The following is a 16,194-nucleotide window of genomic DNA, read 5'->3' as shown; positions in this document are numbered from 1 at the left end:
AGTAAAGAGTAATTGAGAGTTTCATAAAACATGACGATGCCCTTACCCAGTTAGCGGGTCACGGAGTACCTGCCTCATCGTTAGAAAAGAACAAAACCGCGTAATGCACGCTGTCCTTCTCCGAATCCGTCATGTGAGGTCAGAGTCAAGTTTCGCGATGAAGCGCTGCGAAAGTTGACTCTGACCCCAGATGACTCTTGCCGTGGTGATGTCATGAATTATGAAACTCTCAATCTGGAATGGCGAGACCATCGCGTTCGTCTTCCCAAGCCAGCGAAACCAGCTTCCAGCCGTCCATGCGGATCAATTGCATGGCTTTGACGCCACGGGCTTGAAACGCCTGGCCGTCAAGAATTCCGGATTTCTTGTAGATGCTATAACGTTGCGCAATGCTGCCGAAGATATCGGTGCGAGCCGACACTTCCTGTTCCTGGAATTCGATCAGCCGCCCGCCGCTCAGCAATTGCCGGCGCGGCTCGATGAATTCCTGCAGTGTGTAAATCTCGCGCTCAGCGCCGTTGCATTTGATGATCAGGCCTTGCGGAAGGAACATGCGGTGAATGGCGTCGAGGTCCGGCTTGACGCCATTCTTGTTGGTGAATACGGAAAAAAAGGCCTGCATCAGCGCGTCGATTTCGGCTTCGGCGCCTGAAGGTAGTGGAAATGCGTTTACAACGGGAGCATGTGTTTGCATGGTTACCTGACGAGTTTGCGATACTGAGAGGTTCAGTGTATTGGCTAGGGCTCAAACGTGCAAATTGTGTCAATACCGGTCCGCGCCGAATCGTTTGAATTCACCCAAAACCGATTGTTGGAGCTTAGATCTGCACGGCCATTTAAGCTCTTTGTGCTTTTGGTTTTAAGGCTCTCTTTAAATCTTTAGACAGCGTCAAAGAATGGTTACGCAAGATCGCCTCGAATTCATCGACAAGTACCGAGGACGCTCTGTGTTCCGGCCTGACCAGGCTCACAACAAACGGTATCGATTCAGAAAAGCGCCGTAAATGAAGACCGCGTCCCGCCTCCTCCATTGCGGTCAGCGGATTTACGACAGCTAATCCCAAACCTTGCCTGACCATTGCGCATACGGACGCGGCGCTCGCCGTTTCAATCGCTATGCGACGATCTACGCCGTTATCTTCGAAAACGTTGTCCAGTTGTCGCCGATAGGTGTCGAAGACAGACAGGTTGATGAAAGATTCTCCTGAAAAATCCTTTGGCGTAAGCCTTGCCTTGGCCAGCAATGAATGCCCCTCCGGCAGGACGCATACCATATCTTCGGCAAACAAGAGCGAGCGGCCGGTAGCTTGCGGCGTGGCGGCGGTTTCTGTAAGACCGAGATCATGTCGTTGCGATGTCAGCCATTCCTCCAGCAGAGGGGATTCTTGCGGCGTGATGCTCAAACTAACCGCAGGGAAGCGTTCCAGAAATTGACGGCAGACTACGGGCAACAGTGTTTGCGAAAATGTAGGAAGACAAATGATGGATAGTTGCCCCTTTTCGAATTGCCTTATCGACGATGCGAGACTAATGACACGCTCCAGCCCCAAATATGAGCGTTTCACTTCCTCGAATAACAATATGGCTGGTGCTGTAGGCAGCAGCCGGCCACGTACGCGATCGAACAAATTCATGTGAACCTGTGATTCAAAACGGGCGAGATCTCTGCTGACGGTCGGTTGCGAGGTCCGCAGCAGCGCCGCTGCCTCGGTGACGCTCCCTGTGGTCATTACAGCTCGGAACACCTCGATGTGCCTAAGTGAAATGGGCATGGCTAGAAAATCCAGAAAATGTTAATCCATATCATAAATGAATAGGTCTCATAAAAATTGATATTTTATTGAATTCACTTTTTAGCGGATGATTAAATCTGATTCCTTACTCGAACTCGAACTGTCCATTACCCATGAATACAATTTCTTCCGATTTGATGCCCGAGCTCGCCCGCTGTTATGGCACTCCGTTATGGATCTATGACTCGCAAACCATCGAGAACCAGGTACAAAAACTGCGAGCCTTCGACGTGATTCGCTTTGCTCAGAAAGCATGCTCGAATATTCACATACTAAAAATAATGCGCGAGCACGGGCTGACGGCAGATGCGGTTTCCTTGGGCGAAATTGAGCGCGCATTAATTGCCGGGTTCAGTCCGCAAGGCTCACCGGCGGGATTGATCTTTACAGCAGACGTCATCGATGCCGATACCCTGGCACGGGTCACCGAACTTGGGATTGAGGTCAATGCCGGCTCCATCGATATGCTAGAACAACTTGGCGCAGTCAAACCCGGCCATCGCGTCTGGCTCCGCGTCAATCCGGGTTTCGGTCACGGCCACAGCAACAAGACCAATACTGGCGGAGAAAACAGCAAGCATGGTATTTGGCACACCGATCTGCCGCAAGCGCTGGCGGTGATTAAAAAACACAACCTGCACTTGGTCGGCCTGCACATGCATATCGGTTCCGGAGTCGATTACGATCATCTACAGCAGGTATGCGCCACTATGACCGCACTGGTAGCGCAGCTAGGGCACGACATCGAAGCGATTTCTGCGGGCGGCGGTCTTTGCATTCCCTATCACGAGAACGATGCGGAGGTCGATACCGATCATTATTTTGGTTTATGGGACGCGGCACGCAAAGAGATGGAGCTGCATCTCGGCCATCCGCTTCGGCTTGAGATTGAACCAGGTCGTTTTCTGGTTGCTGAGGCCGGCGCCTTGCTGGCCGAGGTGCGTGCCGTAAAAGACAGCGGGGCCAATCATTTCGTGCTGGTTGACGCGGGCTTCAATGATCTTGTGCGTCCGTCCATGTATGGCAGCTACCATCATATATCGGTGATCCATCAGGCCGCCATATCTCTTGAGGCAATGCAAGCTCGCCCTACGGTAGTAGCTGGGCCACTGTGTGAAGCCGGTGATGTGTTTACCCAGCAGGAGGGCGGGATTGTTGAGCCGCGCATGATGGCGGGGGCTAGACCAGGCGACTATCTGTTGTTTCATGACACCGGTGCATACGGCGCATCGATGTCATCGAACTACAACAGCCGGCCGCTGTTGCCCGAAGTGTTGATCGAACGCGGCGCACATCGGTTGATCCGGCGACGCCAATCGATTGCAGAGCTGATTGCACTGGAGACCAATCTGGGAGCCGGATAATCCGCAGCTTGAGCGGGCAGATCAAGTTGCGGCCATTGAGCGCGTAAGTGATATTTTCGAAAGTGGCGATGCAGCGTGAGCGGCACCGCCATTTTCTAAGCCGCGTATTTACTTAACTATTTGGCCAGGGCCAATGCGCTGCTGTTGGCAGCCGGCTGCTCCCAGCCGCCGCCCAGCGCCCGTATCAAGCCCACCGACGCCACTGCCCGCTGGCCAACGCTCTGGCTTTTCGCACGCTGCGCGGAGAGACTCGAACGTTGCGCATCGATCACTTCGAAATAGCTGGTAGAGCCATTCCGATAGCGCGAATCCGCGAGGCGGGCGGCGAGTTGCGCCGACTTCACGGCATCTTCCTGAAAACGAATCTGATTATCCAGGGTGCGCAGGGCGCTCAGATTGTCTTCCACGTCCTGGAAGCCGACCAGCACCTGCTGCCGGTAATTCGCTACGACCGATTCATAGTTGGCGTCAGCCCGCGCCAGATTGGCCTTGTTGCGGCCACCATCCAGCAACGGCAGGTTGAGCACGGTGCCGACCAGCGGGCCCAGTAGCCAGCTACGGCTCGACCACTTGAACAGATTGTGCAACGAGTCCGAAGCGAAGCCGCCAGAGGCTGTCAGCACCAGGCTCGGAAAGAACGCTGCCTTGGCGACGCCAATACGGGCGCTGGCGGCAGCCAGCTGGCGCTGGGCCTGGGCGATGTCCGGCCGCCGTTCCAGCAGATCGGAAGGCAAGCCGGGCGGGACGCTGACTGTCACCGGTTGCAGCGGTTCTGCCGCTAGCGTGAACTGCGCCGGCGCTTTGCCGAGCAGGATCGCCAGCGCATGGTCGCGCTGGGCGCGGTTGCGGCTGACGCCCTCCTGTTCGGCCTGGGTCACCGACAGCTCGGTATTGGCTTGCGCCACATCCAGCTCGCTGGTGTCGCCGGCATCGTAGCGATGCTGCACCAGGCGCAGGTTTTCCTGGCGCAGCTTGATGGTTTGCTGCAGCACGTCGAGTTCCGAATCGAGCGAGCGGATCGCGAAATACTGCTGGGCGACGTCGGCCTGCAACGCCAGCAGCACCGAGCGATACGCTGCTTCCTGTCCTTCGGCATCGAGGCGGGCGGCGCGGCTGCTGTCTGACAGACGGCCGAACAGATCGACTTCATAAGAAGCGCTCAGTTGCGCACGCCATTGGGTTGAGGCGCCGCTGGCGTCGCCCTGGCGGGTAGGGCCGAAGCCAGCGCCGAGCTGAAATGCGCGATCGGCGTCGGCCAATCCCGCCGTAGCGCGTGCTTCCTTGACACGCGCCATGGCCATCACCAGAGTCGGGCTGGATTGGGTTGCCTCGGTAATCAGCTTGCTGAGTTCGGCGTCGCCGAACACCGACCACCAGACGCCGCGGTCGGCGGCGTCGGCAGGTTGCGCCAGTTTCCATTTGCCATCCAGCGTCGCCGCTTCGCGATACTGGCCGGGCAGGTCGACGGCGACCTGTTCCGGCGGTTTGGTGGTGGAGCAGCCGGCCAGCACCAGAGCGGCAACCAGCGTGCTGAGTTTGAGATTGAAAAGTTTCATATTCAGATTCCTTCTATGTGCGCCGCAGTTGCAATGGCTGGCGCTGTCGGCGTTGGGCCGGTATGGTGTTCGGCTTGCGGTTTTTTGCCGGTAAAGCGCGACGCCAAGGTGCGCAGCAATACATAAAAAATCGGTGTCAGGAACAACCCGAAAGCGGTCACGCCGATCATGCCGGAGAACACCGCGACCCCCATTGCATGCCGCATTTCGGCGCCGGCGCCGCTCGACAGGATCAGCGGGATGACGCCGGCGATAAAGGCGATCGAGGTCATCAGGATAGGCCGCAGACGCAGATGCGCAGCTTCGATCGCAGCGGCGTAGATGGAACGCCCTTGCGCTTCCAGTTCATGCGCAAATTCGACAATCAGGATCGCGTTCTTGCACGCCAGCCCCACCAGTACGATCAAGCTGATCTGGGTGAACATGTTGTTATCGCCACGGGTCAGCCAGACGCCGAAGATCGCCGACAGGATCCCCATCGGCACGATCAGCAGCACCGCCAGCGGCAAGGTCAGGCTCTCGTATTGCGCCGCCAGCACGAAGAACACCAGCAAGATCGACAGCGGCAGGATGATGAACAGCGTATCGCCGGCGATCTTGTCCTGGTAAGTGATTTCGGTCCATTCGTAGCTGATGCCGCGCGGCAGCGTCTCGGCCGCGATGCGTTCTACCGCAGCCTGCGCCTGGCCGGTACTGTAGCCGGGCGCCGGGCCGCCGTTGACGTCGGCAGAAGGGAAGGCGTTATAACGTATCGCCTGATCCGGGCCGTAGCTTTGCGTCATCTTCAGCAGCGACGACAGCGGCACCATTTCGCCACGGTCGTTGCGCGCTTTCAGCAAGCCGATGTCTTCGGCATGGGCACGGAACGGCGCATCGGCCTGGACCCGCACCTGGAAGGTACGGCCGAACTTGTTGAAATCGTTCACGTACAGCGAGCCGAGATAGATTTGCAAGGTGTCGAATACCGCCGGGATCGAGACTCCCAGTTGCTGGGCGCGCACGCGATCGACATCGGCATACAACTGCGGCACGTTGATCTGGAAGCTGGAAAACATGCCAGCCAGTTCCGGCGCTTTTTGCGCTTTTGCCATGAAGGCCTGCAAGCCGTCGTTCAAGGCCTGGTTACCCAATGCTGCGCGATCTTCGATCTGCAGCTTGAAGCCGCCGATAGTACCTAATCCCTGCACTGGCGGCGGCGGGAACACGGCGATGAACGCGCCCTGGATCGCGGCGAATTTCTGGTTCAGCTGCTGTGCAATGGCGATACCGCTCTGGTCGGCGCCACGGCGCTCGTCAAACGGCTTGAGCGTGGTGAACACGATGCCGGAGTTGGGGCTGTTGACGAAGCCGTTGATCGACAAGCCAGGGAAGGCCACCGCCGATTCCACACCGGGTTGTTTCAGCGCGATTTCGGACATCTTGCGCATCACGTCTTCGGTACGGTCCAGCGACGAAGCGTCAGGCAATTGCGCGAATCCCACCAGGTATTGCTTGTCCTGGGCCGGGATAAAGCCGTTCGGCACGGTGTGAAACAACAGCACGGTGACGCCCATCAATACCGCATACACGGCCAGCGCTGCCGACTTGCGTTTGAGGATGCCGGCGACGCCGCCGCTGTAAGAGTCGGAAGCGCGATGGAAGACCCGGTTGAACACGGTAAAAAAGCCGCCGAAGAAGCGATCGATCAGGCGCTGAAAAGCATCTTTCTTGGCGCCGTGGCCCTTCAGCAGCAAAGCTGCCAGCGCTGGCGACAAGGTCAGCGAGTTGAACGCGGAAATCACGGTCGAAATTGCAATCGTCAGGGCGAATTGTTTAAAGAACTGGCCGGTCAGGCCGCTGACGAAAGCCAGTGGAATAAACACGGCGCACAAGGTCAAGGCAATCGCCACGATAGGCCCGGACACTTCGCGCATGGCTTTGTAGGTGGCCTCTTTGGCGGACAGGCCGTTTTCGATATTGCGTTCGACGTTTTCCACCACCACGATGGCGTCATCGACCACGATCCCGATCGCCAGCACCAGCCCGAACAAGCTCAAGGCGTTGATCGAAAAGCCCAGGCCCATCATCACCGCAAAGGTGCCGATCACCGATACCGGCACCGCCAGCAAGGGGATGATCGAAGCGCGCCAGGTTTGCAGGAAAATAATCACCACGATCACCACCAGCAGGATCGCTTCCAGCAAGGTGTGAACCACGGCTTCGATGGATGAGCGCACGAACTGGGTCGGGTCGTAGACGATCTTGTAGTCGACGCCTTCCGGCATGTCTTGCTTCAGTTCTGCCATGGTGCGACGGACGTTGTCGGAAATTTCCAGAGCGTTGGAGCCGGGCGCCTGGAAGATCGGGATCGCCACCGCTTGTTTGTTGTCGAGCAGCGAGCGCAGCGCGTATTCGCTGGCGCCGAGTTCGATCCGCGCTACATCTTTCAGATAGGTGACCACGCCATCGGGCGAAGTGCGGATCACGATGTTGCCGAACTCTTCCTCGTTGGCGAGGCGGCCGCGAGCATTCACCGAGATCTGATAGTTAACTCCAGGCACCGATGGCGAAGCGCCAATCACGCCGGCGGCGACATTGACGTTTTGCTGGCGGATGGCGTTGACCACATCGGTGGCAGCCAGACCGCGTTCCGCCACCTTGCGCGGATCGAGCCAGACGCGCATCGAATAATCGCCGGAACCGAACAGTTGCACCGAACCGATGCCGGGCAGGCGCGCCAGGCGATCCTTGACATTCAGCACCGCGTAGTTGCGCAGGTAAGCCATGTCGTAGCGGTCATTGGGCGACAGCAAGTGCACCACCATGGTCAGGTTGGGTGAACTTTTAACCGTGGTTACGCCCAGTCGCTGGACCACATCCGGCAATCTCGGCAAAGCCTGGTTGACGCGGTTCTGCACCAGTTGCTGGGCCTGGTCCGGCGAAGTGCCCAGCTTGAAGGTGATGGTCAGCGTCATCAAGCCGTCCGAGGTGGCTTGCGATGACATGTACAGCATGTTTTCGACGCCGTTGATTTGCTCCTCGATCGGCGTCGCCACGGTTTCCGCGATGGTTTGCGGATTGGCGCCCGGATACTGCGCCTTGACGATCACCGATGGCGGAATCACTTCCGGGTATTCGGAGATCGGCAGGCTGAGCATGGAAATCAGGCCGCCGATCAGGATGATCGCAGATAGCACGCCCGCAAAGATCGGGCGGTCGATAAAGAATTTTGAAATATTCATGGTGTTGTGCTCTGCTGAGTGTTTGGCATCGATGCGATTGTGACGATCGTCGTTGCCTTTGTTATTTAGCGCTAGCCACTGTCACGGCAGCCTTGGCGGAGGGCGTACCTTCTCCATCCATGCTTACCGTCACCGGTGTGACCAGATCATTCGGGCGTATCCGTTGCAAGCCGTTGACGACGATCCGTTCATCTTTCTTGAGGCCGGAACGGACCACCCGCAAGCCGTCGACGATCGGGCCTAGCTTGACGGGGCGATACACGACCTTGTTGTCGGCGCCCAGCACCATGACGAATTTCTTGTCCTGGTCGTTGCCGACTGCCTTATCGTCGATCAGCACTGCGGTCTCTGCCGCCGAGCCGCCGGTGCGCACCCGGGCGTACATGCCTGGAGTGAGGGCGCCGTTCGGATTGTCGAACACGGCGCGCACGCGCATGGTGCCGGAGGCGGTGTCAAGCCGGTTATCGAAAGCCTTGATCTGGCCTTGATGCGGATAACCGTCTTCGCTGGCCAGGCCGATAGAGACCGGCAGGTGGCTGACGCCGGAGTTGCCGACCGCGCCATTGGCGGCGTAGCGGATGTAGGTTTGCTCATCGACTTCGAAGCTGACATACACCGGTGACACCGATACCACGGTGGTCAGGGCTGGCGAAGCAACGCCGGCGCCGACCAGATTGCCGACCGTGATTTCAGCACGCGAGACACGGCCGCTGACCGGCGCCGTGATCGACGTATATTGCAGATTCAGGCGCGCGCTCAATACGGCTGCTTCAGCCGCCTTGAGACTGGCGTCGGCTTCCAGCAAAGCATTGTTGCGTTGATCCAGTTCACGCTGGGCCACTGCATGTTCTTCGATCAGGCGGCTGCTGCGCGCCAGTTCGGTTTTTGCCAATGCCAGCCCGGCCTGGGCGCCAGCCTGGGTGGCCGTTGCGCGCGCCAGTTCGGCTTGATAGGGGCGAGGATCGATGGTGAACAGCAGATCGCCTTTTTTCACCAGTTGACCTTCCTGGAAGTGAATTGAGTCGATGGTGCCGGATACCCGTGGCCGGATTTCAACCCGTTCGATGGCTTCCACCCGTCCCGAAAAATCGTCCCACTCAGTCACTGATTTTTCCAGGGCGGCGGCGACCGAGACCGATGCCGCAGGAGGTGGTGCACTGACAGCTTTGGCCTGGCGGCTGGTCAGGGTGAAGGCGCCGGCGGCGGCCAGAACAAGAATGCCGACCGCAATCGCTACGGCTTTGCGAGAAAATAATGGTGTCGAAGTTTGCATGTGAGACCCCTGGATATATGTGTGAAAACGGGAATGGAGAACTGCGTATTCAGAAACAATCGCTTAGCGAAGAATCATCTAGATAAAGTGGCAGTCAGGTCTGGCGACCGACATTGGCGTTTTTGATTAGCTAGCATTGCCTTAAATCGTGATTAGCAATATATGGCTGACTGCCTGTCAGCCGATAGCCGCTTACTGGACGCTTCTTGTCTGATCCTCCAAATGTGCTGATTTTTCTCTTATCTAAGAGCAAAAAGCCGAGCTCGGAAATGTGCCCGGAAAACGCCAAATTTAATTCTGTGCGACACTAATGTTTCCATTCGGCCACATGCGTACTTTCTGAATTTGTATTTGCTAGCGATCGCTATGAATTAGAGTGTGACTCTAGCGGGCTTGTTTTGAGCTGTCAAGTGGTTTAATATCGATCACTATGGAAATGACACAAGACAAGCCGCGCAAGAAGGCCGGCCGTCCTTTATCGTTCGATAGGGAACTCGCGCTGGAGCGCGCAATGCTGGTTTTTTGGCGCTACGGGTACGAGGCGACTTCGCTCAATGACCTCACCGGCGCCATGGGAATCACGCCACCGAGCCTGTACACGGCGTTCGGCGATAAGGAACGCTTGTTCCTGGAAGCGGTGGAATATTACCTGGCAAAAAAACCATGTTTTTTTGAATCGATCGTGGCGGAACCGCTGACCGCAAAGGAAAGTATCAGAAGTTATCTTGAGGTCATCGCGATCTCGCAATCCGATCCGAACCAGCCGCCCGGCTGCATGGTCGTCACCTCGGCCACCAATTGCACTGCTGCCTCCGCCCATGTACAGGAAGTACTGGCGGATTACCGCGGACAGATGGAGGCTGGTATCAAGGATCGCCTCGACCGTGGCGTCCGCGAAGGCGAGATGGCGGCCGATACCGACACTGCCGCACTGGCTAGTTTTTTCGTGACGGTGATTCACGGCATGTCGACCCAGGCGCGTGACAAGGCCGGCCGCGAGAAATTGCTGGCGATAGGTGCGCAAGCGATGCGTGCGTGGCCTGATCCAGTTTGAAACCAGGGTTGCGCGGTCGTGGAGCGGTAGAGCGATAGAGCGGCCGCCTCAAACTCCGGCCAGGATCGATGGCGTCATCACATACTGGCTGCACATCTGAATGTCTTGATCTGAAACGCCGTCTTGCGCAAAGTGTTCGCGCCAATCACGAAGCTGCGCCAGGATCTCGGCAATCTGATCCCGTGCCGCATCCTTCTTCAGCAAGAATCTGCTGCTGCTGGAAAGAACGTTGGATAAAGTCGGTTCATGACCGGCGTCGCCGATGCGTAGTTGCTGATACCCAAGCCCCTGAAGCTGTGGCTGGATATCGTAGGCTGGCGCTAATCGCCACTGGCTCCCTTTGAACAGGAAAGCATGGTTTTTTTCATGATCGTCGGTATTTTCCAGGCAGACGTTGAGCGCCATGCGCCGGAACAATTCAAGACAATCTTCCTGCGGCGATTTCGATAAACGACGAGCCAGGTCGGCGATATCTGCGTATCCCATATCGCTTAGGTCGACGCCTTCGGCGATCAGCATGGTGCGGGCGCTGGCAAAGTGCAGCCGGCTAGCACCTTCGCGGTCGAAGCGCTTTACCAGCAACACGTTGCGCCCGCTAATTTGCTGCAACGACGATTCGGGCACCCGAATTCCACAGCGCGCGGCCAAGCGCAAACTGGCGTGCTCAAGGGCGCAAACGTCGGCTGGATCGCCATCCGCGGGGAATTTGGCTAGCCAGTCTTCATTGTTGTGCGTGATGATGGCTTTCGGGCGCGCACCGCCAGCGCTCGCGCCTGGCCGCAGCAAGCGTCGCATCGCATCGTCGATCGGCATCTGATTTTCAAGCGCCTGGGCGGCGCGTATCAAGCCCGGCAGATCAGCTGTATGAAACGCCTGCTCTTCGGCTACCAGGTAGGCGTCGCGCGAGCGTGAGAAGCCTAGCGCACCGATACGGTCTTCGCCGGCCAATTCCAGATACTCCAGATGGGAGCGGCGACGCGGATTGAATATCTTGTTGATCACCGCTTGACCCCAGCGATCCGGGCCAGCGTCTTCAAAAATAGGGTGGATCTCTTGGCCCGCTGGCGGCTCCATGACACCTGATCGCAGCGCCATATCCGGAGACAGCGCGAAGGACTGCGGATGCTGCAGCCAGGCTTCTTCATACGAAAAAAGGCAGCGCCGGCCGCGCAACAACTCCAGCTTTCCGCAAAGTGCCGGCTGTTGTGCGCCTTCAGGATATATCCACACGTACAGGATGTCGTTCATGAAGAAATCCTTTTACCCTTTTTAATGGTTCGCAGCTCCTGCAACAGTGCCATCTCATCCGCTTCAGGGTTGGCCAGTTCACCCAGGAAATGGATGCCGCCGAGCGCCCACAGTGCAGTCGCATAAGCCCCCATCGAGACCGACGGATCGCCTGCCTCGACCCGTCGCAGCGTCGGAATCGATACCTGGATCCGGCCGGCAAACGTCGCCAGCGATTCCTTGCGGCGTTTGCGCGCGATATGGATATGCTCGCCGAAAGCACGCAGATTGCGTTCGACAGCCGCCGGCAACATGACTTTGACGTTGGAGTTTTTTGACATGAACATATAATTACAAATATTCGAAATTTATGCAAATATATGTTCTGTTTTGAGCGATTTTTGTTTCTTTATTGAAATATTGTTTGTCTGGTATTCTGCGAGAAATCGCCCTGGAAGCTGGTGGAATCCGTGAACGGCGCCTGCCTGGCATGGCCGATGAGTACAAATGCGGCCCGATGTATTTTGGCGGTCGAATGTTTGGTGGCGTGCAGCGGGGGAGAGATGAGGTGGCTAGAAATATGCGCACCCTCCGGAATCTCGAGCAATAAAAAAGCGCCCTTTATTTCTAAAGAGCGCTTCATTATTGTGTTCTGTTGGTGGGGCGTGTGTGATTCGAACACACGACCTACGGATTAAGAGTCCGCTGCTCTACCAGCTGAGCTAACGCCCCAACAGGGGACGAATTATAGCTGCTGTTTATTATTTTTACTAGTTCTTAATAGGAATTTCTATCGGATGGAATACAGATCGTTGTATTCAGTCTTCCCGGCGTTCTGGCGTCAGTAGCAATTCCTCATCGTCCATCTTGTTTTGCGCCTGTCGGCAGCACAATTTGCGCCACAAGCTTTTATTCAGTACTAAGGATTTTTACAGCCCATCTCAATCATCGAAAGGGCAATTTCACGCGCCTCTTCCTGTGCTATTTGTTCATTCGGAAATACGCAGTCAAGCGCAACCCGCTGCGGTGGAAAAATGCCATTTCTATGGATCGGATTGCAGCGTGCATAAATGGCGAGTATCGCGACCCAGTCCTCGCGATCAGGTAATTTAAATCCGGAATACTCGATTTCATATTTGCCAATAGTTTCAGATTTCATCGGCGCCTCCATCAGTGTCATCCCCGCCTTAACAGTATAGACAGCGGATAGCAGCATGCCCTGCTATTTTTCTTGATTCAGTGCGTCGACCGAAAATAGTCTTTGTACGTCAGCGCACAGACCCTGCGATGTTTCCTGAATATTCTGATCTGCAATCGTAGCGCATCGATTGGATGCGATCGTGTAGTAGCGCTGGCCTGATCTGCCGACGCTCATCATTGCCGCCAGAGACTGATCAAATCTGGATGACTGCGCACAATCATGTGCGTAGTTCTGGTTAGCTAATCAAAGGAAATCATCATGAGGTATTCAATACAGTTATTCACATTGTTGGCGACGCTCACGCTGGGTGGATGTTTTACCTTGCCTACTGGCCCGGCCGGACCGCAAGGCGCGACCGGATACACCGGGGCAACCGGTAGCACCGGATATACCGGCGCGACCGGCCGCGCTGGGGCAACTGGCGGCACCGGCGCAACTGGCGATACTGGCGCGACCGGAGGTACAGGTGCAACCGGAGGTACGGGTGCAACCGGGGATACCGGGGCAACTGGCTATACCGGCGCAACCGGCAGCACAGGCGCTAGAGGAAATACGGGCGCCAGAGGAAGCTCAGATCCTGGAACTGTTGTGATTGTGCCGGCGCGTTAAAAGAGCTCCAGACGAGAGTTTCAAGCGAACCCTTGCTGATATGTACATACGCAAGGGTTCGCCAAACATGCGTGAATCCATGCAACAGGAAGCGGCTATTCGTCGGTAGTTTGCATGGTGAAATCATGCTGTGGAGGCGACAGGTGTGACAGGTAGGGCGGGTGCGGTGGTTCGAATCAGGAGATCTTGATGCGTTTGCCGTTGCAACTGACCCTGATCGCCTTTTGACACCAATACTTTGATTTTTCCTGTTGCGGCTCGCAACCGGTCAGCAGGCACATGGTTGAAACGCCAAAGACGTACAGCTTGAACCACCAAGCCATCCTGAATTCGATCAGATCGGTAGAGATGGCGGCTTCGCGATTATGACTGCGCGGCGCGGCGTCGGCAGGCAAGTCTGGTTTGGTATTCATTTTTTGTCCCTTGTCGTCACTCACGCAATTCACGCAATTCACCAAGTTCAGTCAAATCGCAATTAGCGTTCAGGTGAATCTCCTGATGCTCATGCGATTGATTACCCGCCGGACTCCTTCAACACGTTTCACCATTTTTATGCTGCGATCGATTTGAGCCTGACTGTCAGCGAAACCGCTCAACATGACTTCATCTTTTTGCGTCCGGATTCTTATATCGAGATCACTGCTGGCGCCACCCGCCATCAAGGCGATTTTAATTTTGGCTGTGAGCATTGCATCGTCGGCTGTGGCGTCAACCGTAGCGGGTGGGGCGATGACAGGCATGCCCTGCGCACTATTGCAGCCGGATAAAATCACTGGCAGAGTAAGAGCAGCAATTGCGAGCAGGGATGCAAAGCGGTTTGCAGGCGTAACCATGATTTTTTTCAGTGCGAAGTAAGAGAATTTCAATATATGCACTGAACTCTGATCCTTTACGCGACTTCTCTCTGTTCGTTAGCGTACCTAGGGGTAGATAGATCGTCCTGCGCACGTGATTCGAACATATCCCTGACCCTCTTATTTTCCCGCGATTGGAAAATTTTATGCAACGTGGGATAGCGAACGGATCTGTCAGGAAATAAGTTTTATAAGATCTTTCATTGGGTGAGCAACGCGGAATCCTTCCTCGTTGCATTCGCTATTCCACGCTCACTCAATCTAATATCAACTCGATCAACTCGTCTTCTGACAAAGGGGTGTGCCATGGGAATGGAATGGATTAGCGGATGGGCTAGAAAATACGCTGTGACGCCAGAAAAACTGGCAGGAAATGAATTACGCGATACGCGTCTGTCATTGTTCCAGTCCGAAAGACAATTATTGGAAGCGGAAATGCGGGTCGATTACCACCGCAACGTCCTGGCTTTCCTCGAAGCCATTACTACCGACGGTGTGGAAAGTGTCGCCGACAGGCAGCGGCCGCCGCAGCAGCCGTCAGCCCAGCGTCCTGTTGTACTGCATCAGATATTGCAGGAAGAGTCAGCTGATATGAGAAGAGCGGTACGCACCGGAAAGGTGAATTATGAGTAAGCAGCAATTTGAAAAAGCACAATCCAGAACGGAAGGACTGGCAAACGCTTTGTGCATATAAGCCACTCGACGCATGCATTTCTACCGGCCTGCATGCATAGTCGCTCATCCCAATCTGCTGTTTCCTACACGCTTGTAGAAGATAGTAGTTGCGCACAAGCCGCCATTCGGCCACAGCGCATAGTCGGGAATAACTCCGGATACTTGCCACCCCAACTGTTTGTACAACTGTTCCGCCGGGCTGCCGCTGACTGTATCCAATACCAGCAAACTTTTGCCGGCGCGCGCGGCGAAATCCTCCGCTGCCGTCACCAGCGCCGCTCCCAAACCAGCGCGCCGCGCCTTGCGATGGACCAGCAGTTTTGCTACGTCCGCGCGATGCGGCTGATTCTCCGGCTGGCTCAGCACCACTTGTACCGTGCCTAGAATCTCGCCATGCTGGTCTTGGGCCACCAGCAACAGGCGTTCGCCGGCGGCGACACCGGCCGCGACGCCGCGCCAGAAACCGTCTGCCCGCGAGCGCGACAGAGGATGCATGAAACTGACCGAAGCGCCGCCGTCGACGCAATCGATCAGGATTTCGCTCAAGGCGGCGATCGAGGCCGGATCTTCAAGCGAGGTTAAGCGACGGATTTGCAGGTTGTCTTGCATGGCTTACTCCTTATTGACGCAGGCTATCCGTGCGGCTTGTCCGTGCAGGTAATCACGGCGTAGCGCGCAGGTTTGCGATGGGGGTTGTGAAAGGTGACGGGGAGGTTTAACTGGAACGCCAGGCAGTCGCCCGCTGCGATCGCATAGTGTGCATTGCCGACGCTGACATCCATCCGGCCTTCCAGGATCCATACCTGCTGCTGCACAAGAGCTTCGCGGGCGGCGGTCTCGTAAGTCACTTTGGCGCCGGCCGGAAACTGCACTTCGACAATCCGCAGCGGCGATTGCGGGTTTGGCGGCGAGATATTGCGGCGCAGGTATCCCGATTGCGGATCGCGCCATTCCGGTTGGTCGGCGTGGCGCATGAGCGGTGCGGTTTGCGGCTGCGGATCTTCGAACAAGGCCGCCAGCAAAACGCCAAGTCCGGTCGCCAGCTTTTCCAGGACGACTGCGGTGGCGTTGCTTTGACCTCTCTCGATCAAGGAAATCATCGAGCGGCTGACACTGCATTTGGTGGCCAGCGCATCCAGCGACAGGCCGCGTTCCTGGCGCAAGAAACTCACGCGGGCGGCAATGCGGGCATTGATGTCCATAAGGGAATGCGTCCTCAATATCCAAAATAATGGATGAATTTTCTATTATGTTGGATACTGAAGTCAAGCTTAAAAATCTAAAACTTCAATGCTTGCTGTGGCAGCGGAGGAGTTTGGCTGGCTACGCGAGTGTGGTGTACGATCCTGTCAGGCCGTAAGCGCAAC

At 56.3% G+C, this 16,194-nt stretch carries 17 protein-coding genes and 1 tRNA gene; 4 read left to right on the top strand and 14 right to left on the bottom strand.

Annotated features, from left to right (window positions below):
* Nucleotides 1-229 precede the first annotated feature (229 nt).
* Both VNZ60_RS17225 and VNZ60_RS17220 read right to left on the bottom strand, forming a co-directional pair.
* A complete protein-coding gene (locus VNZ60_RS17225; RefSeq protein ID WP_325661235.1) occupies nucleotides 230-694 on the bottom strand; it encodes a hypothetical protein in 465 nt (154 codons plus the stop codon).
* Nucleotides 695-836: 142 nt separating this feature from the next.
* The gene (locus tag VNZ60_RS17220; RefSeq protein WP_325661233.1) at nucleotides 837-1,772 is read right to left on the bottom strand and encodes a LysR family transcriptional regulator; all 936 of its coding nucleotides are present in this window, start codon (nucleotides 1,770-1,772) and stop codon (nucleotides 837-839) included.
* A gap of 134 nt (nucleotides 1,773-1,906) precedes the next feature.
* On the opposite strand from VNZ60_RS17220, the gene lysA reads away from it, so the two are divergent.
* Nucleotides 1,907-3,157 carry a diaminopimelate decarboxylase gene (gene lysA / locus VNZ60_RS17215; RefSeq protein WP_325661231.1) on the top strand — a complete coding sequence of 417 codons (1,251 nt, stop codon included), beginning with the start codon at nucleotides 1,907-1,909 and terminating at the stop codon, nucleotides 3,155-3,157.
* A gap of 116 nt (nucleotides 3,158-3,273) precedes the next feature.
* On the opposite strand, the gene VNZ60_RS17210 is transcribed toward lysA, so the two are convergent.
* The 3 genes from VNZ60_RS17210 to VNZ60_RS17200 all read right to left on the bottom strand — a co-directional run bounded on the left by VNZ60_RS17210 (nucleotide 3,274) and on the right by VNZ60_RS17200 (nucleotide 9,207).
* Entirely contained in the window at nucleotides 3,274-4,713 is a 1,440-nt protein-coding gene (locus VNZ60_RS17210) for an efflux transporter outer membrane subunit (protein ID WP_325661229.1), read from the bottom strand.
* 2 nt (nucleotides 4,714-4,715) lie between these two features.
* Nucleotides 4,716-7,934, bottom strand: coding sequence for an efflux RND transporter permease subunit (locus tag VNZ60_RS17205; RefSeq protein ID WP_325661227.1), 3,219 nt, complete (start codon nucleotides 7,932-7,934; stop codon nucleotides 4,716-4,718).
* 61 nt (nucleotides 7,935-7,995) lie between these two features.
* Entirely contained in the window at nucleotides 7,996-9,207 is a 1,212-nt protein-coding gene (locus tag VNZ60_RS17200) for an efflux RND transporter periplasmic adaptor subunit (RefSeq protein ID WP_325661225.1), read from the bottom strand.
* Between the two features lie 430 nt (nucleotides 9,208-9,637).
* On the opposite strand from VNZ60_RS17200, the gene VNZ60_RS17195 reads away from it, so the two are divergent.
* A complete protein-coding gene (locus VNZ60_RS17195; RefSeq protein WP_325661223.1) occupies nucleotides 9,638-10,261 on the top strand; it encodes a TetR/AcrR family transcriptional regulator in 624 nt (207 codons plus the stop codon).
* 48 nt (nucleotides 10,262-10,309) lie between these two features.
* On the opposite strand, the gene VNZ60_RS17190 is transcribed toward VNZ60_RS17195, so the two are convergent.
* The 5 genes from VNZ60_RS17190 to VNZ60_RS17170 all read right to left on the bottom strand — a co-directional run bounded on the left by VNZ60_RS17190 (nucleotide 10,310) and on the right by VNZ60_RS17170 (nucleotide 12,647).
* On the bottom strand, nucleotides 10,310-11,509 hold the full coding sequence (locus VNZ60_RS17190) for a type II toxin-antitoxin system HipA family toxin (protein WP_325661221.1): 1,200 nt from the start codon (nucleotides 11,507-11,509) through the stop codon (nucleotides 10,310-10,312).
* Nucleotides 11,506-11,829, bottom strand: a complete 324-nt coding sequence (locus tag VNZ60_RS17185; protein WP_325661219.1) for a helix-turn-helix domain-containing protein — start codon at nucleotides 11,827-11,829, stop codon at nucleotides 11,506-11,508. Before VNZ60_RS17185 ends, VNZ60_RS17190 begins: the two co-directional genes overlap by 4 nt.
* Nucleotides 11,830-11,897: 68 nt before the next feature.
* Nucleotides 11,898-12,131 carry a hypothetical protein gene (locus tag VNZ60_RS17180; RefSeq protein ID WP_325661217.1) on the bottom strand — a complete coding sequence of 78 codons (234 nt, stop codon included), beginning with the start codon at nucleotides 12,129-12,131 and terminating at the stop codon, nucleotides 11,898-11,900.
* Between the two features lie 13 nt (nucleotides 12,132-12,144).
* Nucleotides 12,145-12,220 (bottom strand) — tRNA-Lys (locus VNZ60_RS17175).
* Nucleotides 12,221-12,407: 187 nt separating this feature from the next.
* Complete coding sequence (locus VNZ60_RS17170) at nucleotides 12,408-12,647, bottom strand: hypothetical protein (protein ID WP_325661215.1); 240 nt, start codon at nucleotides 12,645-12,647, stop codon at nucleotides 12,408-12,410.
* A gap of 349 nt (nucleotides 12,648-12,996) precedes the next feature.
* Here VNZ60_RS17170 and VNZ60_RS17165 point away from each other — a divergent pair, with 349 nt between their 5' ends.
* Nucleotides 12,997-13,281 (top strand): hypothetical protein, encoded by a 285-nt coding sequence (locus VNZ60_RS17165; RefSeq protein ID WP_325661213.1) that lies wholly within the window; start codon nucleotides 12,997-12,999, stop codon nucleotides 13,279-13,281.
* 193 nt (nucleotides 13,282-13,474) lie between these two features.
* Here VNZ60_RS17165 and VNZ60_RS17160 read toward each other — a convergent pair whose 3' ends face one another.
* Together VNZ60_RS17160 and VNZ60_RS17155 are read right to left on the bottom strand one after the other, a co-directional pair.
* Nucleotides 13,475-13,711 carry a hypothetical protein gene (locus VNZ60_RS17160; protein WP_325661211.1) on the bottom strand — a complete coding sequence of 79 codons (237 nt, stop codon included), beginning with the start codon at nucleotides 13,709-13,711 and terminating at the stop codon, nucleotides 13,475-13,477.
* Between the two features lie 69 nt (nucleotides 13,712-13,780).
* Complete coding sequence (locus VNZ60_RS17155; RefSeq protein WP_325661210.1) at nucleotides 13,781-14,173, bottom strand: BON domain-containing protein; 393 nt, start codon at nucleotides 14,171-14,173, stop codon at nucleotides 13,781-13,783.
* A 285-nt stretch (nucleotides 14,174-14,458) separates the two neighbouring features.
* On the opposite strand from VNZ60_RS17155, the gene VNZ60_RS17150 reads away from it, so the two are divergent.
* Entirely contained in the window at nucleotides 14,459-14,785 is a 327-nt protein-coding gene (locus tag VNZ60_RS17150) for a hypothetical protein (RefSeq protein ID WP_325661208.1), read from the top strand.
* Between the two features lie 105 nt (nucleotides 14,786-14,890).
* Here VNZ60_RS17150 and VNZ60_RS17145 read toward each other — a convergent pair whose 3' ends face one another.
* Together VNZ60_RS17145 and VNZ60_RS17140 are read right to left on the bottom strand one after the other, a co-directional pair.
* Nucleotides 14,891-15,436 (bottom strand): GNAT family N-acetyltransferase, encoded by a 546-nt coding sequence (locus tag VNZ60_RS17145; protein ID WP_325661206.1) that lies wholly within the window; start codon nucleotides 15,434-15,436, stop codon nucleotides 14,891-14,893.
* Nucleotides 15,437-15,459: 23 nt separating this feature from the next.
* Nucleotides 15,460-16,029: a helix-turn-helix domain-containing protein gene (locus VNZ60_RS17140; RefSeq protein ID WP_325661204.1), complete on the bottom strand. Its 570-nt coding sequence runs from the start codon at nucleotides 16,027-16,029 to the stop codon at nucleotides 15,460-15,462.
* Nucleotides 16,030-16,194: the final 165 nt, after the last annotated feature.

This window comes from Collimonas sp., from assembly GCF_035566375.1.
Classification (GTDB): Bacteria; Pseudomonadota; Gammaproteobacteria; order Burkholderiales; family Burkholderiaceae_D; genus Collimonas.
The sequence above is the reverse complement of the archived record's forward strand: the minus strand, read 5'-3'. Positions and strand labels throughout refer to the sequence as shown.